Annotated in this window: 22 protein-coding genes; 7 read left to right on the forward strand and 15 right to left on the reverse strand. The window is 65.6% G+C overall.

Annotated elements, in window-relative coordinates; genetic code table 11:
• Positions 1-101 precede the first annotated feature (101 nt).
• The gene (typA, locus tag B215_RS0116185) at positions 102-1943 is read left to right on the forward strand and encodes a translational GTPase TypA (RefSeq protein ID WP_026009342.1); all 1842 of its coding nucleotides are present in this window, start codon (positions 102-104) and stop codon (positions 1941-1943) included.
• A 131-nt stretch (positions 1944-2074) separates the two neighbouring features.
• On the opposite strand, the gene B215_RS0116190 is transcribed toward typA, so the two are convergent.
• Complete coding sequence (locus tag B215_RS0116190; protein ID WP_019370691.1) at positions 2075-2602, reverse strand: rhodanese-like domain-containing protein; 528 nt, start codon at positions 2600-2602, stop codon at positions 2075-2077.
• Positions 2599-2928 carry an ArsR/SmtB family transcription factor gene (locus tag B215_RS0116195; RefSeq protein ID WP_201785374.1) on the reverse strand — a complete coding sequence of 110 codons (330 nt, stop codon included), beginning with the start codon at positions 2926-2928 and terminating at the stop codon, positions 2599-2601. Before B215_RS0116195 ends, B215_RS0116190 begins: the two co-directional genes overlap by 4 nt.
• A gap of 50 nt (positions 2929-2978) precedes the next feature.
• Between B215_RS0116195 and B215_RS0116200 the strand changes: the two genes are divergently transcribed.
• Positions 2979-3335, forward strand: a complete 357-nt coding sequence (locus B215_RS0116200) for a carboxymuconolactone decarboxylase family protein (protein ID WP_019370693.1) — start codon at positions 2979-2981, stop codon at positions 3333-3335.
• A 126-nt stretch (positions 3336-3461) separates the two neighbouring features.
• Here the strand turns inward: B215_RS0116200 and B215_RS0116205 are convergent, their stop codons facing one another.
• Genes B215_RS0116205 through B215_RS0116215 form a run of 3 tightly spaced genes read right to left on the reverse strand, consistent with a single transcriptional unit; the run spans position 3462 to position 5646 of the window.
• Complete coding sequence (locus B215_RS0116205) at positions 3462-3923, reverse strand: GNAT family N-acetyltransferase (protein ID WP_019370694.1); 462 nt, start codon at positions 3921-3923, stop codon at positions 3462-3464.
• Positions 3920-5038 carry a M14 family metallopeptidase gene (locus B215_RS0116210; RefSeq protein WP_019370695.1) on the reverse strand — a complete coding sequence of 373 codons (1119 nt, stop codon included), beginning with the start codon at positions 5036-5038 and terminating at the stop codon, positions 3920-3922. The genes B215_RS0116205 and B215_RS0116210 overlap by 4 nt, the downstream gene beginning before the upstream one ends.
• Positions 5035-5646, reverse strand: a complete 612-nt coding sequence (locus B215_RS0116215; RefSeq protein WP_236704371.1) for a DUF4136 domain-containing protein — start codon at positions 5644-5646, stop codon at positions 5035-5037. Before B215_RS0116215 ends, B215_RS0116210 begins: the two co-directional genes overlap by 4 nt.
• A gap of 205 nt (positions 5647-5851) precedes the next feature.
• On the opposite strand from B215_RS0116215, the gene ykgO reads away from it, so the two are divergent.
• The 3 genes from ykgO (at position 5852) to B215_RS0116230 (ending at position 8318) form a co-directional block, all read left to right on the forward strand.
• Positions 5852-5977 (forward strand): type B 50S ribosomal protein L36, encoded by a 126-nt coding sequence (gene ykgO, locus B215_RS0116220; protein ID WP_010543750.1) that lies wholly within the window; start codon positions 5852-5854, stop codon positions 5975-5977.
• Between the two features lie 10 nt (positions 5978-5987).
• The gene (locus B215_RS0116225) at positions 5988-6608 is read left to right on the forward strand and encodes an HAD family hydrolase (protein WP_019370697.1); all 621 of its coding nucleotides are present in this window, start codon (positions 5988-5990) and stop codon (positions 6606-6608) included.
• 789 nt (positions 6609-7397) lie between these two features.
• On the forward strand, positions 7398-8318 hold the full coding sequence (locus tag B215_RS0116230; protein WP_019370698.1) for a GGDEF domain-containing protein: 921 nt from the start codon (positions 7398-7400) through the stop codon (positions 8316-8318).
• Between the two features lie 182 nt (positions 8319-8500).
• Here the strand turns inward: B215_RS0116230 and B215_RS0116235 are convergent, their stop codons facing one another.
• Both B215_RS0116235 and thrC read right to left on the reverse strand, forming a co-directional pair.
• Positions 8501-9370: a class I SAM-dependent methyltransferase gene (locus tag B215_RS0116235; RefSeq protein ID WP_019370699.1), complete on the reverse strand. Its 870-nt coding sequence runs from the start codon at positions 9368-9370 to the stop codon at positions 8501-8503.
• The gene (gene thrC / locus B215_RS0116240; RefSeq protein WP_019370700.1) at positions 9367-10758 is read right to left on the reverse strand and encodes a threonine synthase; all 1392 of its coding nucleotides are present in this window, start codon (positions 10756-10758) and stop codon (positions 9367-9369) included. The genes B215_RS0116235 and thrC overlap by 4 nt, the downstream gene beginning before the upstream one ends.
• Positions 10759-10854: 96 nt before the next feature.
• Here thrC and trhO point away from each other — a divergent pair, with 96 nt between their 5' ends.
• Entirely contained in the window at positions 10855-11832 is a 978-nt protein-coding gene (gene trhO / locus B215_RS20315; RefSeq protein WP_019370701.1) for an oxygen-dependent tRNA uridine(34) hydroxylase TrhO, read from the forward strand.
• Here the strand turns inward: trhO and B215_RS0116250 are convergent.
• The 7 genes from B215_RS0116250 to B215_RS0116280 are packed head-to-tail and all read right to left on the reverse strand — an operon-like array spanning position 11805 to position 15712.
• The gene (locus tag B215_RS0116250) at positions 11805-12446 is read right to left on the reverse strand and encodes an SURF1 family protein (protein ID WP_019370702.1); all 642 of its coding nucleotides are present in this window, start codon (positions 12444-12446) and stop codon (positions 11805-11807) included. The two genes, trhO and B215_RS0116250, sit on opposite strands and share 28 nt — an antisense overlap.
• A gap of 1 nt (position 12447) precedes the next feature.
• The gene (locus B215_RS0116255; protein ID WP_019370703.1) at positions 12448-12846 is read right to left on the reverse strand and encodes a DUF983 domain-containing protein; all 399 of its coding nucleotides are present in this window, start codon (positions 12844-12846) and stop codon (positions 12448-12450) included.
• A gap of 1 nt (position 12847) precedes the next feature.
• Positions 12848-13732, reverse strand: a complete 885-nt coding sequence (locus tag B215_RS0116260) for a cytochrome c oxidase subunit 3 (RefSeq protein WP_019370704.1) — start codon at positions 13730-13732, stop codon at positions 12848-12850.
• A gap of 38 nt (positions 13733-13770) precedes the next feature.
• Positions 13771-14310, reverse strand: coding sequence for a cytochrome c oxidase assembly protein (locus tag B215_RS0116265; protein WP_019370705.1), 540 nt, complete (start codon positions 14308-14310; stop codon positions 13771-13773).
• Positions 14307-14477 (reverse strand): hypothetical protein, encoded by a 171-nt coding sequence (locus B215_RS21630; protein ID WP_019370706.1) that lies wholly within the window; start codon positions 14475-14477, stop codon positions 14307-14309. The genes B215_RS0116265 and B215_RS21630 overlap by 4 nt, the downstream gene beginning before the upstream one ends.
• Positions 14474-15382, reverse strand: coding sequence for a heme o synthase (locus B215_RS0116275; RefSeq protein WP_019370707.1), 909 nt, complete (start codon positions 15380-15382; stop codon positions 14474-14476). The genes B215_RS21630 and B215_RS0116275 overlap by 4 nt, the downstream gene beginning before the upstream one ends.
• A 42-nt stretch (positions 15383-15424) precedes the next feature.
• Positions 15425-15712: a hypothetical protein gene (locus B215_RS0116280; protein ID WP_019370708.1), complete on the reverse strand. Its 288-nt coding sequence runs from the start codon at positions 15710-15712 to the stop codon at positions 15425-15427.
• A 188-nt stretch (positions 15713-15900) separates the two neighbouring features.
• Here B215_RS0116280 and B215_RS0116285 point away from each other — a divergent pair, with 188 nt between their 5' ends.
• Complete coding sequence (locus B215_RS0116285) at positions 15901-18066, forward strand: TonB-dependent receptor (RefSeq protein WP_019370709.1); 2166 nt, start codon at positions 15901-15903, stop codon at positions 18064-18066.
• A 223-nt stretch (positions 18067-18289) separates the two neighbouring features.
• On the opposite strand, the gene ctaD is transcribed toward B215_RS0116285, so the two are convergent.
• Positions 18290-19948 (reverse strand): cytochrome c oxidase subunit I, encoded by a 1659-nt coding sequence (gene ctaD / locus B215_RS0116290; protein WP_019370710.1) that lies wholly within the window; start codon positions 19946-19948, stop codon positions 18290-18292.
• Positions 19949-19951: the final 3 nt, after the last annotated feature.

Genomic DNA, 19951 nt, shown 5'->3' on the forward strand with positions numbered 1-19951 from the left:
AAAGCCCGGAGGAACCGCACCGCGCAGGGGCCTTCCCGCGGCGCACCATTTCGGCTATGGGCGCGGCCGTACGCGCGCTCCCGCGCCAATCAGGAAATCGCATGAATCTCCGTAACGTCGCGATCATCGCGCACGTCGACCACGGCAAGACCACCCTCGTCGACCAGCTTTTCCGCCAGTCCGGCACCTTCCGCGACAACCAGCGCGTCGAAGAGCGTGCGATGGATTCGAACGATCTTGAGAAAGAGCGCGGGATTACGATTCTCGCCAAGCCTACCTCGGTCGACTGGGCGCCGGAGGGGCAGCCCGACAATATCACCCGCATCAACATCGTCGACACGCCCGGCCACGCCGATTTCGGCGGCGAGGTGGAGCGCATCCTGAGCATGGTCGACGGCGTGATTCTGCTGGTCGATTCGTCGGAAGGCGCGATGCCGCAGACGAAGTTCGTGACCGGCAAGGCGTTGAAGCTGGGCCTGCGTCCGATCGTGGTCGTCAACAAGATCGACCGCGCCGATTCGCGCGTGCAGGAAGTGCTCGACGAAGTGTTCGACCTCTTCGTCACCCTTGAGGCGACTGACGAACAGCTTGATTTTCCTGTGCTTTATGCGTCGGGCCGCAACGGCTATGCCTCGGACGATCCCGATGCGCGCGAAGGCACGCTGGTGCCGCTGTTTGAGAAGATCGTCGAGCATGTGCCCCCGCCCAAGGTGGATCCCGACGCCGAGTTCAAGTTCCTCGTGACGCTGCTCGATCGCGACAACTTCCTCGGCCGCATCCTTACCGGCCGTGTTGAGAGCGGCACGGTACGGCTGAACCAGCCGATTCACGCGCTGGACAATGACGGCAATGTCATCGAGACCGGCCGCGCATCGAAGATCCTGTCGTTCCGCGGCCTGGATCGCGTGCCGGTGGAAGAAGCCAAGGCGGGCGACATCATCAGCCTCGCCGGCCTGGCGATTGCTACTGTTTCGAACACCATTGCCGACACCTCGGTCAGCGAGCCGCTGCACGCGCAGCCGATCGACCCGCCGACGCTGTCGATGCGCTTCGCCGTCAACGACTCGCCGATGGCGGGCCGCGAGGGCAGCAAGGTGACGAGCCGCATGATCCGCGACCGCTTGCTGCGCGAAGCCGAATCGAACGTCGCCATCAAGGTGACCGAGAGCGAGGACAAGGACAGCTACGAAGTCGCCGGTCGCGGCGAACTCCAGCTGGGCGTGCTGATCGAAACGATGCGCCGCGAAGGCTTCGAACTGGGCATCAGCCGTCCGCGCGTGCTGTTCCGCGAAGGCGAGAACGGCCGTGAAGAGCCGTACGAGACCGTCGTGATTGACGTGGACGAGGAATTCTCGGGCACGGTCGTCGACAAGATGAACCAGCGCAAGGCCGAGATGACCGACATGCGTCCCTCGGGCGGCGGCAAGACCCGCATCACCTTCTCGGCACCGTCGCGTGGCCTGATCGGCTATCACGGCGAGTTCCTGTCGGACACCCGCGGCACCGGCATTATGAACCGCCTGTTCGAGAAGTACGGGCCGTACAAGGGCAAGATCGAAGGCCGCAAGAACGGCGTGCTGATCTCCAACGGCGCCGGCGAAGCCCAGGGCTATGCGCTGGGTCCGCTCGAAGAGCGCGGCATCCTGTTCGTCGGCCACGGTGAGGCCCTGTACGAGGGCATGATCATCGGCGAGAACGCCAAGACGGAAGACCTTGAGGTCAACCCGATGAAGGCGAAGCAGCTGACCAACTTCCGCGCTTCGGGCGGCAAGGACGACGCGATCCGCCTGACCCCGCCGAAGAAGATGACGCTGGAACAGGCCATCGCCTACATCGACGACGACGAGATGGTCGAAGTAACGCCCAAGACGATCCGTCTGCGCAAGCGCTTCCTCGATCCGAACGAGCGCAAGCGCGCTAGCCGGGCGAAGTCGGCCGCGTAACCTCGCCGCCTTACAAGGGCGAGAATGGGCCCCTGCCGGCGACGGCGGGGGCTTTCTCGTTGAAAGGCCTCGGCACCCTTGCCGCCGGCATCCCGGCGTTCGCTGGAGTTACGGCAGAGGTGGAGGGATGCCTAGGCTGAAGCGCGGTTCCACGGCATGCGCTGGAGCAGCAGGCCTAGGCCGCACCAGCCGCTCATCCCCGCGAACGCCAACATGAAGCCAAAGAAGCCAGCGGCGTAGAAGCCCGGCGTAAAGCCGGCGAGCCCCGCCAGCGTGAAGGCCAGAACCAAAAGGCCGACGATCATCTGCACCTGGCGGAAGATCGAGACGCGGGGCGCGGCCGTGCCGGCGAGCGGCAGGCCGGCGGCGGCCCAGGCTTCGATCCCGCCACTGAGGTTGCTCACCCGATCGCCCAGCATCCCGTGCGCCAGCGCACAGGCTTGGCCGCCGCGCCCGCCTTTCTGGCACTGAAAGATCAACAGCCGGTCGGCTGGCAGATCGGCATCGACGAGCAGCGCCGGCAGCGCTCGCAGCGGCATCGAGGCGGCATAGGGAATATGGCTGGCGGCGAACTCATCCGGCTCGCGTACGTCGATCAGCATCGCCTCGCCACGGGCTAGCAGGCGGTGCGCCTCGGGCGCGCTTATGATGGCGGTCATGCGTGATCCTTTTCGCAGAAATGAGCGTGGAGTACCGCCATGAGATCGCGGGCGGCGGGGTGGATTATCGTGTAGAACAACGTCCGATGTTCGCGCCGAGCGGCAACGATTCCCTCGTCCTTCAGCTTGTTGAGATGCTGCGACATCGACGTCGGCGCGATCCCGGTCGCGTCGATCAGCGCGCCGACGCTGCGCTCGCCTTCCACCAGCGCGCACAGGATCATCAGCCGGTTCGGATTGGCGAGGCCCGAGAGCAAGGCGGCGACGCCGGCAGCCTTGGGCGCCATCGCTTCCATCAGGGGATGTACGGAGAGACTTGCGTTCATTGCACTTCTATATCAATTCATATCAATGTGAATCAATAGGGGGTTGCCCAATGGCCAAGGATTATCGTGCGTTCACCCAGGATATCTCCGCCTATTCGGCGCAGCTGCGAAAGCTGGCGCCCGAGCCCATGGCGGGCTTTCACGCCCTTGCGAAGGCGGCAGGTGCGGAAGGTGCGGTGGACGCCAAGACCAAGGAACTGATCGCGCTGGCGATCGGCGTTACCCAGCGTTGCGACGGCTGCATCGGCTTCCACGCCAAGGCACTGGTGAGCATGGGTGCGAGCCGTGCCGAAATAGCCGAAGTGATGGCGATGTGCGTCTATATGGGCGGGGGCCCCGCGCTGATGTACGCCGCCGATGCGCTGCGTGCATATGACCAGTTTGCCGAAGGAGCGGCTGCGGCCTGATGCCGGCGTGCGGAAGCGGGGAGCGTCTACACAGCGCTCCCCTGCCGCCAGCGCGGCTGGTGGGTAAACGACGGAACACAGGCGCTCGATTTTCGGGGACCTGCTTCGCCAGGGTTGGGCGCCCGGCTACAGCTCGCGCGTCAAAAACCGGCTGTGGGGATCGTCGTCGCGGTAGCTGCCGAAAGCGGGGCAAGGGACGAAGCCGGCGCGGGCGTAAAGCCGAAGAGCGGGCTCGAAGCTCGGAGCCGTACCGGTTTCGAGGCTTAGTCGGGTAAGGCCCCGCGCCCGCGCCGTTTCGAGGATGTGATTCAGGATCGCCGCGCCGACGCCCTTGCCGAGATGGGCGGGGGCGGTGCGCATCGACTTCACTTCGCCATGGCGCGCATCGAGCTGCTTGAGCGCGCCGATGCCGAGCAAGGCCTCGCCCTCCCACGCGCTCCAGAAACTGACGTCTGCCGCCTGAAGACCGGAGAGGTCGAGAAAGTGGCAGCTTTCGCGCGGCGAGTTGGCGAGCATGCCCGATGCGTGCAAGCGCAGCAGATCCTGCACCTGGGGCGTCTCCAGCCCGCCGTCCCGAATCGCGATCACAGTTCGTCGATCATTCCTGCCAGCGTTTCGAGGCAGGCATGGGCGAGCAGCTTGCTGCGGATCGGGGACCAGCCGAATTCGGGATCGGCATTGGCGTCATGATCCTTGAACGGCATTTCCAGCGTCATCGACACCGCGCCGAACCGCTCGGCGAGCTGGTTGGTGGACATGGCCAGGTTTGCCTTGCCGGGAGGCGATTTGTCGTAGCCGAGTTCGGTCTGGAAATCGGGGGTGTGCGCGGCGAGCCGGCGGGCGAAGCTGTAGAATTTTTCGCCGAGTTCGTCGGTCCAGCTGGGGATGCCTTCGAAACCGGCGAGGAAATTGGCGGGGATCGCCTCGTCGCCGTGCACGTCCATGGCGAAGTCCACCCCGGTCTCATCCATGGCGTTCCGCACCGCCAGCACTTCCGGGCTGCGTTCGGCGGTAGGGGTGTGCCATTCGCGATTGAGGTTTACCCCCGCCGCATTGGTGCGCAAATGGCCGCGAAGCGAACCATCCGGGTTCATGTTCGGGACGCAGTGGAAGGTCGCCCTGGTGCGGAGTTCGCGGGCGACGGCGTTGTCCTCGTCGGTCAGGAACTCCAGCGCGCCTTCCATCCACCATTCGGCCATGCTCTCGCCAGGATGCTGGCGGGCGTAGAGCCAGACCTGTTTCGGCCCCTCGCCCAAGGTGAGGCAATCGAGCGGCTGACCATCGAGCGTCACGCCCAGCTGGCGGTGGGTGACGCCCTCCGCCAGCGCGATGCGGCTGACCAGATCATGGTGCCGCTCCATCGAATAAGGGGCGAAATAGGCGAACCAGGTGATCGCCGTCTGGCAGGTGTGGCGGATGGTGAGCACGCCATCGGCATAGTCGGTATCCGTCATCCGCCACGATTGGCGATCCGCCGACCAGCGCGCCTTATAGCCCGGCCAGCCGAACGGATAGGCCGATTTGCTGGCGTTCAGGATACGCAGCGTGAGCGTGCGGCCCGCCGCGCCGGCGACGCGGAAGTGGAACCACTGATAGAAGTCCGACTGGTGATCCTGGACGATCTCGAGATCGACCCGGTCTCCTTCGATGGCGACGACACGAATGTTGCCGCTATCGAAGGCGGCGCTGATCTGGATGCTCATTTCACCGTAATAGTGATGCCGGACTCGCCGGGAAAGTCCTTGAACAGCGCGGCGGCGAGGCGCTGGGCAGTGGCGGCGGGCTGATTGGCCTGCACGCCCACGCCGGTGGTTTCCGCCCGGCCTTCCCAGATCACGCTTTCGCCGGCGCGGCGACGCAGCTGCACCCAAAGCTGCGAGACCAGGATCTCGCGCTGCTTGCCCTTGCCGAGGCCGAAGGAAACGCCGCCACCCAGGCCGACGCCGCCGCCGCGACCGCCGCCGAAGCTGCCGCCGCCAAGCCCCACCGAGACGGGCGGCGCATCCTGAATCACGCCGCGCGACGCCCGGGTGAACGACACCGATGCGATATAGCCCGCCGGCCGATCGCTGGTGGCGGGCACATAGCCGAGCTTCGACAGCTCCGCCTGCACGGCATCGGCATAGACGCGATATTCGGCGCTGACGTCCATCGCCCCGCTCATCGGCATGACGGTGACGGTGGTACGCTCCATCGGCTGGCCGAGGTGATAGCGGGTGACGTCGATCGGCGTCCGCCCGGTAGTGGAGGTGCACCCCGCAGCCAGCACGGGCAGGGTGGCAAGCAGGGCAAGACGCAGATACTGATTCACGAACACACTCCTGTTTCGCGGCCGCAACGGCTGTATCCTGCCAACCGCCCTGCGGTCGAGTCGGTTCCGCCGTCTGCCTGCCGCTGAAACGCCCGAGATGCGCGATCAGACGCATTTGCGCGGCCGCGCCTTGACTTCCTGCCCCCGCGCTTATAGGCGGGCGCCTCTTTCCGGCATTCCAGATAATTTGAGAAGCGAATCGGTCATGAAGATCGTGAATTCATTGAAGTCGCTCAAGGGGCGGCACCGCGACAACCGCGTGATCCGCCGCCGTGGCCGGATCTACGTGATCAACAAGACGCAGAAGCGTTTCAAGGCACGCCAGGGCTGAGCCCCAGCGCGTGGGGACGCCGCCGCACGCCGTAATCTTCGACGTCGGCAACGTCCTGTTCCCCTGGGAACCGCGGCGCGTATACGAGCGCCTGTTCGATGACGAGCAGGCGCTCGACGCGTTTCTGTCGCAGATCGCGACCAAGGAATGGCATTTCCAGCATGACGCTGGCCGCCCCTTCGCCGAGACATCGGCGGAGCTGAGTGCGCTGTATCCCGAGCATGCCGACAAGATCGCGCTCTGGGGCCCGCGCTTTGGCGAGCAACTGGGGCCGCCGATCGCCGGCATGGCCGAGCTGGTCGAGGAACTCGATTCGGCCGGCGTAGCGCTGTACGGCATCACCAATTTCTCCGGCGACTTCTGGCGCGACTGGGCGCCGGCGCACGACGCGCTGTTCGGCCGATTTCGCGACATCGTGATCTCCGGTGACGAGAAGGTCACCAAGCCCGACCCCGCCATCTACGAACTGGCGCTGGCGCGGTTCGGGTTGGCGGGTCCGGATGCGGTGTTCGTTGACGACATGCCGGTCAATGTGGAAGCCGCGATCCGTTTCGGCATCCACGGCGTGGTGTTCACGGGTGCGCAGGATTTTCGCGCGGAGCTGGTGCGGCTGGGCGTGCTCGCCGGCTGAGGGCCCTTGTTCGTCGTTATCGTCCGCCTTTGCGGGGATGACGATGGTGGTGGCGAGCGATTGCAGTTTCGGTAAGTTTAGGAAGTTTAGGCTCGTGCGCGATTTCGCCGCAGGTGCCATTCCGCGCTTAGCTACGGACAAGGGATGCGTTGGCCGGGCTGGTCGGTTCTCGCGCAAGGCGGCTCTGGCACGGCAAGCCATTGTTCTATAGAAGAAACCAGGATTTCCGCTGCCTGAAGGCTAAAGACGCAGCCGGCGATTCAGCGCCAATGGCTTCCCGCTTTCCCGGGGACGGCCGCGGTGGCAGCGGGCGCTTGCAATTTCGGTAAGTGTAGGAAGTTTAGGTTCGCGCGGGTGTTGCGGAGAGGACTTGACGGTTCGGCCGCGCACGCCGGCCAAGTTCGCTTCACGCGAACAGGTTCAACGGGTTCAAAGAGCGGTGCCCTACCGGGTGGGCGACGAGTACATATGGGAAACATTGTCCCGATTACTAGAAGTGCGGCCCCGGTGATCAGGGACGGGATCGGACGGCAAGAGGCGGCGGCACCCAAAAGCAGGCGGGGCCGGGCTTTGGCTGGCGGCGGTAGAAATGCCGCCGTTCATCGCAGTCGATCGGCCTCCTCCTGCGCAAAATTCTGCGCGATTACTGTTCTCTAACCCGGAAAGCGCAGATAAGCGTGCCACCCTAGGTTTCACGCCTGCCTTATCCATTGATCGGACCCGCTCTCCATGCCGCAAAATGAACTGCACTCCGTTTGTACCGAGGTGCCTTCTGGCGCGCCGGCCAAAGTGACTGCCGGCGCGGAGGAAGCCGTCTACCGAACGCTGCTCGAATCGACGCGCGCCATTCCGTGGAAGATCGACTGGGCAACCATGCGCTTCGAATATATCGGCCCGCAAATCGCGACGCTGCTCGGCTGGCCGCAGGACAGCTGGGTTTCCGTGGAGGACTGGGCGTCTCGCATTCATCCGGACGATCGGGAGCATGTCGTCAACTATTGTGTCGCCCAATCCATCGCCGGCGTCGACCATGAGGCAGACTATCGTGCGCTCACGCAGGATCGGGGGTTCGTCTGGATCCGCGACGTCGTCCACGTCGTTCGCAATGCCCAAGGGGAGGTGGAGAGCCTGATCGGATTCATGTTCGACATCAGCGAGCGCAAGCGGATCGAGCAAGAACTGGCGAAGATGCAGCGGAAGCTGGAGGCTCTGTCCTTCGAGGACGGGCTGACCCGGATCGCGAACCGCCGGCGGTTCGACGAACGGCTCGAAGCGTGCTGGGACGAGGCCCGACGCACCGGCAGCCCGCTGTCGCTGATCTTGCTCGACATCGATCATTTCAAAGGCTTCAACGATCGATACGGCCATCTGCGTGGCGACGAGTGCCTCGTGTCGGTCGCCGCCGCGCTGAAGAAGATCGGTCGCGAACAGGATGTAGTCGCGCGGTTCGGCGGCGAAGAATTCGTTCTGCTCCTGCCCCAGACGGACGACGTCGCTGCTTTGGATATCGCGCGTCGCTGCCGCCATGCCATCGAGGCACTCGCGATCCCGAACGCGGCGTCGGATTGCAGCCCGTTCGTCACCGCAAGTCTGGGTGTCAGCACTGTGATCCCAAGCGATGGCCAGCATGTCCGCGACTTCTGCGAAGGCGTCGATCGTCTGCTCTATGGCGCCAAGCAGAACGGGCGGAACCAGCTGCTTTTCGCCTGAGCCCGCGCCATTCAAGGGCGTCGACGAGGCCGCCGGGAAGCCGACCACGGAGCTCAAACACGGGCGATCGTTGCACCACGTCCGTGGCGGTGGTCGCCCGCCGACGGAGGGCAAGGCCTAATCCCCAAGCCCCGGTACGCTGCCAGCCGGCCTTCGCTTCCGTTCAGCGCTGCGCCGATGCCTTACCGTGACCACCGCGCGAAGATCGCGGTCGGCAGTTCCAGCCCGCGCGCTTCCTCGCGCACGGTCAGTTCGCCCGCTTCGACCGTGCCGCCCTTGCCGGCCATCGCCTGGCCGACGAGTTCACCGATCGCCAGCGCCGACATCCGCACCGCGTAGACTGTCAGGAACAGGAAGCGCGAGTCCGCATCCAGCAGCTTGGCCACGTCGTCGATCAGCGACGGCAGGCCTTCTTCCAGCTTCCACACCTCGCCGTTCGGCCCACGGCCCCATTTTGGGGGATCGAGGATGATGCCGTCATAGCGCCGCCCCCGGCGCACCTCGCGTGCGGTGAATTTCATCGCGTCGTCGATCATCCAGCGGATCGGCTTGTCGGCCATGCCCGAAAGCTGGGCATTGGCCTTGCCCTCCATCACCGACTTCTTGGAGGCATCGACATGCGTCACCTTGGCGCCCGCCGCCGCCAGCGCCAGCGAGCCGACCCCGGTATAGCCGAACAGGTTCATGCACTCGGGCTCGGCGAGCCCTTCGATCCGGCCGCGCATCCAGTCCCAAACCGGCGCCATATCGGGAAAGAAGCCGAGATGGCGGAAGGGCGTGGTCTGGGCGGTGAAGCGCACCTCGCGCCACGCCAGCGGCCAGCCTTCGCGCGGTGTAGGCTTCAGATATTCCCAACGGCCACCGCCATCCTCGTCGGAACCGGGGACGAATTCGGCATGTGCGTCCCAGTCGGCCGCGGCAGGCGCCCACATGGCCTGGGGCTCGGGGCGGATGAAGCGATAGGCGCCGTAGCGCTCGAGCTTGCGGCCATGGCCCGAATCGATCAGGCCATAGTCGCCCCAGGGCTCGCCGGTGAGCGTGACGAGCTTCATGCCCGGGCGCGAGCACGCTCGGCGATATAGCCGGTGATGGCGCCGAATTCGGCCGGCAGCACGTCGTACCGCTCCTGCCGCTCGAACAGATCGCCGACGCGGTTCGGCACCTGCGGGCGCATGCCGGTGGCGCGCTCGACCGCGTCGCGGAACTTGGCCGGGTGCGCGGTGGCGAGGGTGACGACCGGCATGTCGGCGGGCAAGCCGGCGCGCTGGGCGGCGGCGAGGCCGATCGCGGTGTGGGGATCGATCACCTGGGCGGCTTCGGCACAGGCCCAGCGCATCGCTTCGTTCATGCCCTCCGCATCGATCGCGTCGCTGGTGAACAGCGCGGCGGCGCCGCTGCGCTGGGCGTTGGTGAGCTGCATTGCCCGGGTCGATTCGAAGCCGCGCATCTGATCGGCGATGGGGGCGCCCGCCAGATCGAACAGCAGGCGTTCGAAGTTGGAGCTGACCTGGATGTCCATCGATGGCGCGGCGGTGGGCGTGACGGTGCCCGCCGAATAGTCGCCGGCCGAAAGCGCGCGGTGAAGGATGTCGTTGACGTTGGTGGCGACGACCAGCTTCGCCACCGGCAGGCCCATGCGCTGGGCGACATAGCCGGCGAACACGTCGCCGAAATTGCCGGTGGGCACCGCAAAGGCGACCGGCCGCTCGGGCGCGCCGAGGCGGACCGCGGCATAGAAATAATAGACCACTTGCGCCATCAGCCGGGCCCAGTTGATCGAATTGACCGCGCTCAGCTGGAAACGGCCGGAGAAGGCCGCATCGTTGAACATCGCCTTCACCAGCGCCTGGGCATCGTCGAAGCTGCCTTCGATGGCGATGTTGTGGACGTTGGGGGCGAGCACGGTGGTCATCTGGCGGCGCTGCACGTCGGAGACGCGGCCCTTGGGATGGAGCATGAAGATGTCGACGCCGATGCGGCCCGCCACCGCATCGATCGCGGCACTGCCGGTATCGCCCGAGGTGGCGCCGACGATGGTGAGATGCTGGCTGGTGCCGGCGAGGAACTTTTCGAAGAACAGGCCGAGCAGCTGGAGGGCGACGTCCTTGAAGGCGAGGGTGGGGCCGTGGAACAGCTCGAGCAGCCAGTGCTGCCGGTCGAGCTGGACCATCGGCGTCACCGCCGCATGGGCGAAGCGGCCATAGGCCTGAGTGCAGAGCTGGCGAAGCTCGTCTTCGGACAAGTCCGGCGTGACGAAGGGCAGCATCACCCGCACCGCCGTCTCGACATAGGAAAGGCCACGCATCGCGGCGATATCCTCGGCCGAGAAGCTCGGCCAGGCGACCGGGACATAGAGGCCGCCGTCGCTGGCGAGCCCGGTGAGGGTGACGTCCCGGAAGCCCAGCGAGGGCGCGGCGCCGCGGGTGCTGTGATACTGCATGGCCGATCGCGTTACCCGGCGAGGGCGGGCGCGACAAGATAGCTGTGCTTGGGGCGGGAATGGCGCGCGCGGGCGAATCGGGCTACAGGCGCGGCGATGAACAGGAACGCGCAGGATGTCTCCGCGCTGCCGATCTGCGTGGCGGCGCTCTACCAATTCACCCGGTTCGACGATCCCGCGGCGCTGCAGGGGCCGCTGGCCAGGCTGTGCTGCGGGCGGCAAGTGAAGGGCACGCTGCTGCTGGCGCGCGAGGGGGTGAACGGCACGATCGCGGGGAGCGACGATGCCATCGCGGCGGTGGTGGCGCATGTCCGCGCGTTGCCGGGCTGCGCGGGGCTCGACGTGAAATATTCACGCGCGGCCGAACAGCCTTTCTACCGGATGAAGGTGCGGGTGAAGCGCGAGATCGTGACGATGGGCCAGCCGGACATCGATCCGCTGGCGAGCGTGGGCACCTATGTGGCGCCGGAGGACTGGAACGCGCTGATCGCCGATCCGGGCACGATCGTGATCGATACGCGCAACGATTATGAAGTGGCCGCCGGCACGTTTCGCGGGGCGATCGATCCGAAGACGAAGAGCTTTCGCGATTTCCCCGAATGGTTTCGCGCGCATCGCGACGAACTGCTGGGGCGCGGCGAGGCCAGCCCAAAGGTCGCGATGTTCTGCACCGGCGGCATCCGCTGCGAGAAATCGACGGCGTTCCTGAAGTCCGAGGGAATCGAGCAGGTGTTCCACCTGAAGGGCGGCATCCTCAATTATCTGGAGAAGGTGCCAGCGGACGCGAGCCTGTGGGACGGCGAATGCTTCGTGTTCGACCAGCGGGTGACGGTGGGGCACGGGCTGGCGCCGGGGAGCTATGGCTTGTGCCATGCCTGCCGCCGGCCGGTGAGCGCCGAGGACCGGCAATCGCCGCGGTTCGAGGAAGGGGTGAGCTGCGCCGCCTGCTATGAGGAGCGGAGCGAGGCGGACCGCGCGCGCTATCGCGAACGCCAGCGGCAGGAATGCTTCGCCGCCACGCGCGGCGACAGCCATGTCGGCAAGGTCTATCCGGTGACCGAGGGCGAGGGCTGAGCCGCGGCGCGAGCGCGGACACGCAGCGCAAGGACATAGATGATCACCGCGACGCCGGCGAACAGGAACCATTGCACCGCATAGGCGAGGTGATTGTTGGGGATGCTCGACAGATCCGGTGGGGCGCTGGGCTCCAGCCCCGGCGCGGCGCGATCCGATACCAGCATCAGCGTACGCGGCTCGCTGCTGAAGGCCGAGGCGATCAGCGGGCGGTGATCTGGTGCATGGGTGAGCGTGCCCGAGACCGCACCGCCCGCCCAGACCGGCCGGAACAGCGGATCGCGCGTCACCCCCATGTCGACCGGGAGCAGCGTGCCTTCAGGCGTGCGGCAGGTGGCGATCTGGCGCCAGCCCTGCAGCCCTTGGGTGCCGCGCCCGCCCTGGCGCTGCCAGTCGAGGACGGCGATGCAGGCCGAACGGGCATGGCGGAACAGGAGTGCAGGATCGTCGGTGTGGCCGTCGAACCGGATCGTGGGCAGCAGCAGGTTGGCGGCGTAGAGCTGCAATGCCGCATGCTTCTCGCCGCGGCGCTGGAGCTGCCAGACGCCCAGCGCGATCATCGCCGCGACGGCGAGGGCGACGAGGATCGTCGGGATCAGGGGAATGCGGCGCATCTCAATCCTCGCGCAGGCGGCCTTCCTGCGCCTTGTTGCGGAACTCCAGCGCGAGCAGCAACCCCTTCGAGATTCGCAGCATCAGCACGGTAAGGACCAGCGTGATCGGGATCCATAGCAGCACATGGACGAGCACCGGCGGCGAGAAGGTGAATTCCACCCATAGCGCGAGGATCGTCACCAGCGTGCCGATGCCGAGGGTGAGGAACACCACCGGCCCGTCGCCGACGTTGAAGGCAGTGAAATCGAGCCCGCACGCGCCGCAACGATCGGCATAGGCGAGGAAATTGCGGAACAGCGTCTTGGCGCCGCAGCGCGGGCAGCAGCCATAGAGGCCGGATGCGATCGGGGGCGGCAGCTTGCTGCCGCCCCCGGCGGGATCAGGTTTGGGTGAGGTCACGTCAGCCGGCGTGCACCGGCGCGCCCCAACCGCCCCAGACATAGATCGATGCGAACAGGAACAGCCATACCACGTCGACGAAGTGCCAGTACCAGGCAGCGGCTTCGAAGCCGAAATGCTGGCGAGGCGTGAAATCGCCGCGATAGGCGCGCACCAGATTAACAATCAGGAAGATCGTGCCGACGATGACGTGGAAGCCGTGAAACCCGGTCGCCATGAAGAAGGCGCCGCCGTAGCTGGAGCCGCCTTCGCTGGTCGCCTTGAACGGGAAGGGAGCTTCCATATACTCATAGGCCTGGAGGCAGCTGAACAGCAGCCCGAGCAGCACGGTGAGCCACAGGCCCTTCTTCACCGTATCATTGTCGCCGACGCCGAGCAGGCCCCAGAGGCCGCGCATCTCGCCGCCGCGTTCGTTGTGGATCAGCCCGTGATGCGCCCAGGTGACGGTGCAGCCAGAGCAGAGCAGGATCAGCGTGTTGAGCAGCGGGAACTGCCAGGCATCGAGCACTTCCATGCCCTTGGGCGGCCAGGTGCCGCCGACCGCCTCGACGCTGGAGGGGAACAGGGAAAAGTCGAACCAGGCCCAGAACCAGCCGACGAAGAACATCACTTCGGAGGCGATGAACAGGATCATGCCGTAGCGCAGGTGCAGCTGAACGATCGGCGTATGATCGCCGGCATGCGCTTCCTGGATGACCTTGCCCCACCAGCCCACCATGGTGAGCAGCACCAGCGCGAAGCCGGTGGTGAGCACGAGCAGGCCGTTCGGCTTCTCGTGCATCCAAAGGACTGCGCCCGAAGCGAGAATCAGCCCGCCCAGCGAGCCCAGCAACGGCCAGATGCTCGGCGGCAGGATGTGGTACTGGTGGTTCTTTGCTCCAGCCATGGGCTTGTCCCCAATCCTCTCTCTAATTTCACGGGATGCTAGCTTGGTGTCTTCGACGAATCCACTGGATAAAACGTGTAGGACAACGTGATTTCCTGCACGTCGCGCGCATCGGCATCGTCCAGGATCTTCGGATCGACATAGAAGATCACCGGCATCCGCACCGTCTCGCCCGGCTGCAGGGTCTGCTGGGTGAAGCAGAAACACTGGATCTTGGTGAAATATTTCCCCGCCTGGGCCGGCGTGACATTGAACGTCGCGGTGCCGGTGAGCGGCCGGTTGGACAGATTGGTGGCCGTGAAGAACGCCATGTCGCGTCCGCCGATGTCGATCGTGTCGGCGCGTCGCTCGGGTTGGAACTTCCAGGGCAGCTTGGGGCTGACGTTGCTGTCGAACGCCACGGTGATCTTCTGCCCCGTCGCGCCCGGCGCGCGCAGCCCGCGCTGGGTGGTGCCGTTCAGCCCGGTCGCTTCACAGAACATCCGGTACAGCGGCACCGCGGCAAAGCCGAGGCCGGTCATGCCGCACACCAGCACGGCACCCATCAGGCCGACGCGCAGGTTACGGCTGAATCTCATCCGCCATGCCCCAGCTGCATCTTCACGATCGAAATGGCGAAGACGAGGATGACGAACCCGCCCAGCAGCAGCGCCATCACCCGCGCGCGGCCCCGCTGGCGCGCACGGACCAGCTCCAGCTGCGCGGCGGGGCTGCGGGCCAGATCGTCGTCACGCGAGTCGTTCATGCCAGCCACCACCTGTCGATCACCAACGCGCCGAATAGCACGAAGAGATAGAGTATCGAAAATTTGAACAGCCGCTTTTCCGGGATCATACGGTCTTCCGCTTCCGAGCGACGCGTGGCGACCTGGATTGCCATGGCCAGGAAGATGCCGGACATCAGCGCGGCGACCAGGCCATAGACCATGCCGGTGAGCCCGAGCGGCCAAGGCGCGGCGGCCACCGCGATCATCGGCAGGGTATAAAGGCCGATCTGGATCCGGGTGGTGCGTTCGCCGGCGACGACCGGCAGCATCGGCACGCCGGCGTTGGCGTAATCGGTCTTCACGAATAGCGCGAGCGCCCAGAAATGCGGCGGCGTCCACAGGAAGATCAGCGCGAACAGCAGGATCGGCAGCGTCGCAACCTCACCCGTCGCCGCCGCCCAGCCGATCAGCGGCGGAAAGGCGCCTGCCGCACCGCCGATCACAATATTCTGCGGCGTGCGGCGCTTGAGCCAGATCGTGTAGACGAAAACGTAGAAGAGGATCGAGACGGCGAGAATCAGCGTCGCGACCCAATTGATCGCGACGAACATCAGGAACAGGCTGAACGCTGCGAGGCCGACCCCGAAGTGCAGCGCCGACTGGCGTTCCATGCGTCCGCCGGGCAGCGGGCGGCCCTGGGTGCGCTTCATCTTCGCATCCAGATCGGCTTCGTACCACTGGTTGAGCGCGCCGGCGGCACCGGCGCCGAGCGCGATGCACAGAATGGCGGTGAAGCCCAGCACCGGATGGATCGGCACCGGCGCCGCGAGCATCCCGCACAGGCCGGTGAAGACCACCAGCGTCATCACCCTCGGCTTGGTGAGCGCCAGGAAATCGCGCCAATCGGCGGGCAGAGCGGGATTGGCATTGGCGGCAGACATCATCGGCAGTGATATACGGCCCTGTTCCGGCGCGGGGAAGTGCCCTCAGCCCAACCGCTTGGCATTGGCGCGCACCTTGCGGCGATAATGCAGCAACGCCTTGCTCGCCTGGGCATGCGGCGTGCTGCCGAGCTTGCCCGTGGTGGCGGCGACCTGCAGTTCGAAGGCGGCCTGCATCTTCTCTGCGATCATCCGCTGCGCCTCGGCCGAGGCGGCCGGGCCACCGGCAGCGAGCTTGGCCATGCGCAGGCCGATCACCGTCGATGCTTCCCACCCCAGCATCCAGCTGTCGATGCCGATCTTCATCCAGTCCGCATAAGGGGCGTTGCGCATGGGAATCTCCAAATTGGGCCGGTACGGGGCTGAACGCTCGGCAAAGGCAGGCGGGCCCGCGGTAAACGGAAATCACGTCACCTGGGCATACAGCCTTCTAATAAAGTTTGCGCGCCCGCGGAACCATTTGTGCAAACGATCGTGCAAAGCAGGCTTCCACGCTATTGCGTATGAATATCAGCAGGCATATGCGGCGGCTACACCGCACGGCGAACACGCCGGCGCAGACGCAGTTCATCTCTTCCGCCGGGGGGCCTACCATCATGTTCGTCAAACCCTATCCATGCCAGGGGAGTCTGCTGCTCCTGGCCGCCACGACGCTCGCGCTGCCGGCGACGGCGCAGGAGCGGCCTGCGGCAGAGCGCGACGACATTATCGTTACGGCGCGGGCGGCGAGCGCCAGCATCCTGGGCAGCGACGTCTCGCCACTGGCCTATCCGCAATCGGTGCGGGTGCTGGATCGCACCTTGCTGGACGCCACGAACGCGACGCGGCTGGCAGACGTGTTCGATCTGGCCGGCGGAATAGCCCGGCAGAATGATTTCGGCGGCCTGTGGGACAAGGTTTCCATTCGCGGCTTTGCCGGCGATGAGAATGCGGGGCCGGACATCCGCATCAACCGCTTCAGCAGCAATTTCGGCTTCAATGCGCCGATCGACACCGCGACGATCGAGCAGGTGGAGATATTGAAGGGCGCGACCGCCGCGCTCTCCGGGCTGGGCGAGCCCGGCGGGGCGATCAACATCGTGACCAAGGCGCCGCTCGATACGTTCCAGGGCAGCGCTGCGATCAGCTATGGCAGCTGGAACAGCGCGCGGGCGAGCGCGGACGTGACCGGGCCGCTCTCGGACGGACTTTCGGTGCGGCTGATCGGCGTGGCCGAGGCGCGCGACAGCTTCCGCGAGCAGGTGCGCGGATCGCGCCAGCTGATCGCGCCGTCGATCGCGTGGCGGCCGGCGGATGCGCTGCGCCTGCTGTATCAGGCGGAATATATGCGTAACACCAGCGTGCTCGATCGCGGCGTGGTGGCGATCGGCGGCAATGCACGGGCGATGGACCGCCGCACCTTCCTGGGCGAACCTGGCGACGGAGACATCGTGCAGACCGGGCTGTGGCAGCAGGCGAGCCTGTTCGCCGACCTGGGTGGCGACACGCGGCTGGAACTGGGCGGCAGCCACCGCGACGGATCGCTGCGCGGCTATGCCACCATGGTCGATTTCGGCCCGCGCGGATTGCAGGCTGATGGCCGCACCGCGGGCCGCGACCGGCGCTACCATGATTTCGACTGGCAGGATCTGTCGCTGCGCGCCGAGCTGACCGCCAAGGCGACTCTGTTCGGCATGACGCATGATCTGCGCATCGGCGCGGACCGGGTACGCCACGCGATGGATTTCGTGCTCGACCGCGCGCGCGGCACGGCCATCCGGCCGCTGCTGCCGATCGACCTGTTCGATCCGGTATATGCGCAAACGACGCTGCCGGTGCCGCCGGCCTTTGCCAGCCGGTACACGCGCTTCCGCAGCGAAAGCGTATATGCGCAGGATCTGATCGGCGCGGGTCCGTTCACGCTGCTGCTCGGCGCGCGGTGGAACAGCTTTCGCGAGACGGTAATCAATCGCCTGGCGGCGAACCGGCGGCTGGAAACCGAGGACAAGGGCGTGACGCCGCGCGTGGCGCTGACCTGGCGGGCGAGCGAGGCGCTGGCGCTCTATGCGAGCTGGGGCGAATCGCTGCGGCTCAACCCTTCCGAGGGGGTGAACACCTTCGATGCCGAACGCAGCCATTCGGCGGAGGCGGGGGTGAAGTTCGCGCTGTTCGGCGGGCGGCTGACCGGGCAGGCGGCGCTGTTCGACATGATCAAGCGCAACGTGCTCAACCCCAACGCCGTCGATCCGTTCGTGAAGACGCAGATCGGCCGGCAGCGCTCGCGCGGAGGCGAGATCGAACTGAACTGGACGATGGCGCACGACCTGCTGGTTACGGGCACGTATACGCATCTGGATGCAACGGTACGCAACGACGCCAATGTCGCGCTGATCGGCACGCCGCTGAGCAACGTGCCCGCAGATATGGGCAGCCTGTTTGTGCAGAAGACGCTCGGCCGCGTGGCGCTGGGCGGCGGCGTGAGCCATGTCGGGCGCCGCGCCGGCGATCCGTTCGGCACCGCCTATCGCCTGCCGGCCTATACGATCGCGCGGGCGAACCTGAGCTTTGCGGTAAGCGAGCGGCTGACGCTGCGGGCCGACATCGAGAACCTCTTCGACACGAATTACATCGCCAGCAGCTACGCGAATGTGTGGACGATGCCGGGGGCGCCGCGCAACTTCCGGGTGACGGCGTCGACCCGGTTTTGAGAGCGGCGGCGGGGGCCGAGACCGCGACGACCGGGTTGCCTTCGCCCCCACCGTTTCCGCCCAGTCGCCCCCGGCCAATCTTGCAGGCAGGGACAGCAAGCCCGTCATGTGAGGGCCAGTGGCTTCGACCGTCTGGTGCCTGGCGCGCGAAGGGTAGGCGCACCCAAAGGAAACGCCCCGGAGGTTTCCCCCCGGGGCGCCATCCTCTCCAGCCCGGTTCGACTTAGTCGATCTTGGGCAGCGTTTCGAACTGGTGGAAGGGTGGGGGGCTCGACAGCGTCCATTCGAGCGTGGTCGCGCCTTCGCCCCACGGATTCGCTTCCGCCTTGCGGCCGGCGAGCAGCGAATAGATCAGGTTGATGAAGAAGATGCCCATGCCGGCAGCCATGATCATGTAGCCGACCGTCGCCATATGGTTCCAGTAGGCATATTGGTCCGTATAGTCGGGGATGCGGCGCGGCATGCCCTGGAGCCCCAGGAAGTGCATCGGGAAGAACAGCAGGTTCACGCCGGCGAAGAACACCCAGAAGTGCAACTGGCCGAGGAACTCGTTGTACATCTTGCCCGTCATTTTCGGGAACCAGTAGTAAAAGCCCGCGAACAGGCTGAACACCGCGCCCAGCGACAGCACATAGTGGAAGTGGGCGACGACGTAATAGGTATCCTGCATGTAATCATCAACGCCGCCATTGGCGAGCACGACGCCGGTCACGCCGCCGACGGTGAACATGAAGATGAAGCCGATCGCCCAGACCATCGGAGTCTTGAAGCTGATCGAGCCGCCCCACATCGTTGCGATCCACGAGAAGATCTTCACGCCGGTAGGCACCGCGATCACCATGGTGGCCGCGGTGAAGTACATCTTCACCTGTACCGACAGGCCGGTGGTGAACATGTGGTGCGCCCACACCACGAAGCCGACCAGGCCGATCGCGACCATGGCATAGGCCATGCCGAGATAGCCGAACACCGGCTTGCGGCTGAAGGTGGCGACGATGTGGCTGATGATGCCGAAGCCCGGCAGGATCATGATGTACACTTCGGGGTGGCCGAAGAACCAGAACAGGTGCTGATAGAGCACCGGATCTCCGCCATATTGCGGATCGTAGAAGGCGGTGCCGAAGTTGCGATCGGTGATCAGCATGGTGATCGCCGCGGCGAGCACCGGCAACGCGAGCAGCAGCAGGAAGGCGGTGACCAGCACCGACCAGGCGAACAGCGGCATCTTGTGCAGCGTCATGCCCGGCGCGCGCATGTTGAAGATCGTGGTGATGAAGTTGATCGCGCCGAGGATCGACGCCGCGCCCGCAAGGTGGAGCGAGAAGATCGCGAAATCGACGGACGGCCCCGGTTCGCCATAGGTGGAGAGCGGCGCATAGACCGTCCATCCCGTGCCCGCGCCCACGCCGACGAAGGGCGAGAGCATCAGCAGCACGAAGCCCGCCACGGTGAGCCAGAACGAGATGTTGTTCATCCGTGGGAAGGCCATGTCCGGCGCGCCGATCATGATCGGCACGAACCAGTTGCCGAACCCGCCGATCATAGCGGGCATGACCATGAAGAACACCATGATCAGGCCGTGGGCGGTGATCAGCACGTTCCAGAAGTGCATCGCCTCGTCGAACGTGCCTTCGCCGTGCAGCGTCTGCACCCACCAGGGCAGATACTGGATGCCCGGCTGCATCAGCTCGGCGCGCATGACGCCCGAAATCGCGCCGCCGATGATGCCGGCGAAGATCGCGAAGATCAGGTAAAGGGTGCCGATATCCTTGTGGTTCGTCGACATGAACCAGCGGGCGAAGAAGGCCGGCTTGTGATCGGCATCATGATGCGCATGGGCAGCATCGTGCGCGGCGGAATAGGGGAGCGCAGTATCGGTCATGGC

This window comes from Sphingomonas sp. ATCC 31555 (genome assembly GCF_000282895.1).
Classification (GTDB): Bacteria; Pseudomonadota; Alphaproteobacteria; order Sphingomonadales; family Sphingomonadaceae; genus Sphingomonas.

Excerpts from the sequence above, each read along its gene's own strand:
- typA (WP_026009342.1), top strand. The coding sequence starts at position 102 with ATGAATCTCCGTAACGTCGCGATCATCGCGCACGTCGACCACGGCAAG.
- B215_RS0116190 (WP_019370691.1), bottom strand. The coding sequence starts at position 2,602 with ATGACCGCCATCATAAGCGCGCCCGAGGCGCACCGCCTGCTAGCCCGT.
- B215_RS0116195 (WP_201785374.1), bottom strand. The coding sequence starts at position 2,928 with ATGAACGCAAGTCTCTCCGTACATCCCCTGATGGAAGCGATGGCGCCC.
- B215_RS0116200 (WP_019370693.1), top strand. The coding sequence starts at position 2,979 with ATGGCCAAGGATTATCGTGCGTTCACCCAGGATATCTCCGCCTATTCG.
- B215_RS0116210 (WP_019370695.1), bottom strand. The coding sequence starts at position 5,038 with ATGAGCATCCAGATCAGCGCCGCCTTCGATAGCGGCAACATTCGTGTC.
- ykgO (WP_010543750.1), top strand. The coding sequence starts at position 5,852 with ATGAAGATCGTGAATTCATTGAAGTCGCTCAAGGGGCGGCACCGCGAC.
- B215_RS0116235 (WP_019370699.1), bottom strand. The coding sequence starts at position 9,370 with ATGAAGCTCGTCACGCTCACCGGCGAGCCCTGGGGCGACTATGGCCTG.
- thrC (WP_019370700.1), bottom strand. The coding sequence starts at position 10,758 with ATGCAGTATCACAGCACCCGCGGCGCCGCGCCCTCGCTGGGCTTCCGG.
- trhO (WP_019370701.1), top strand. The coding sequence starts at position 10,855 with ATGAACAGGAACGCGCAGGATGTCTCCGCGCTGCCGATCTGCGTGGCG.
- B215_RS0116250 (WP_019370702.1), bottom strand. The coding sequence starts at position 12,446 with ATGCGCCGCATTCCCCTGATCCCGACGATCCTCGTCGCCCTCGCCGTC.
- B215_RS0116260 (WP_019370704.1), bottom strand. The coding sequence starts at position 13,732 with ATGGCTGGAGCAAAGAACCACCAGTACCACATCCTGCCGCCGAGCATC.
- B215_RS0116265 (WP_019370705.1), bottom strand. The coding sequence starts at position 14,310 with ATGAGATTCAGCCGTAACCTGCGCGTCGGCCTGATGGGTGCCGTGCTG.
- B215_RS21630 (WP_019370706.1), bottom strand. The coding sequence starts at position 14,477 with ATGAACGACTCGCGTGACGACGATCTGGCCCGCAGCCCCGCCGCGCAG.
- B215_RS0116275 (WP_019370707.1), bottom strand. The coding sequence starts at position 15,382 with ATGATGTCTGCCGCCAATGCCAATCCCGCTCTGCCCGCCGATTGGCGC.
- B215_RS0116280 (WP_019370708.1), bottom strand. The coding sequence starts at position 15,712 with ATGCGCAACGCCCCTTATGCGGACTGGATGAAGATCGGCATCGACAGC.
- B215_RS0116285 (WP_019370709.1), top strand. The coding sequence starts at position 15,901 with ATGCGGCGGCTACACCGCACGGCGAACACGCCGGCGCAGACGCAGTTC.
- ctaD (WP_019370710.1), bottom strand. The coding sequence starts at position 19,948 with ATGACCGATACTGCGCTCCCCTATTCCGCCGCGCACGATGCTGCCCAT.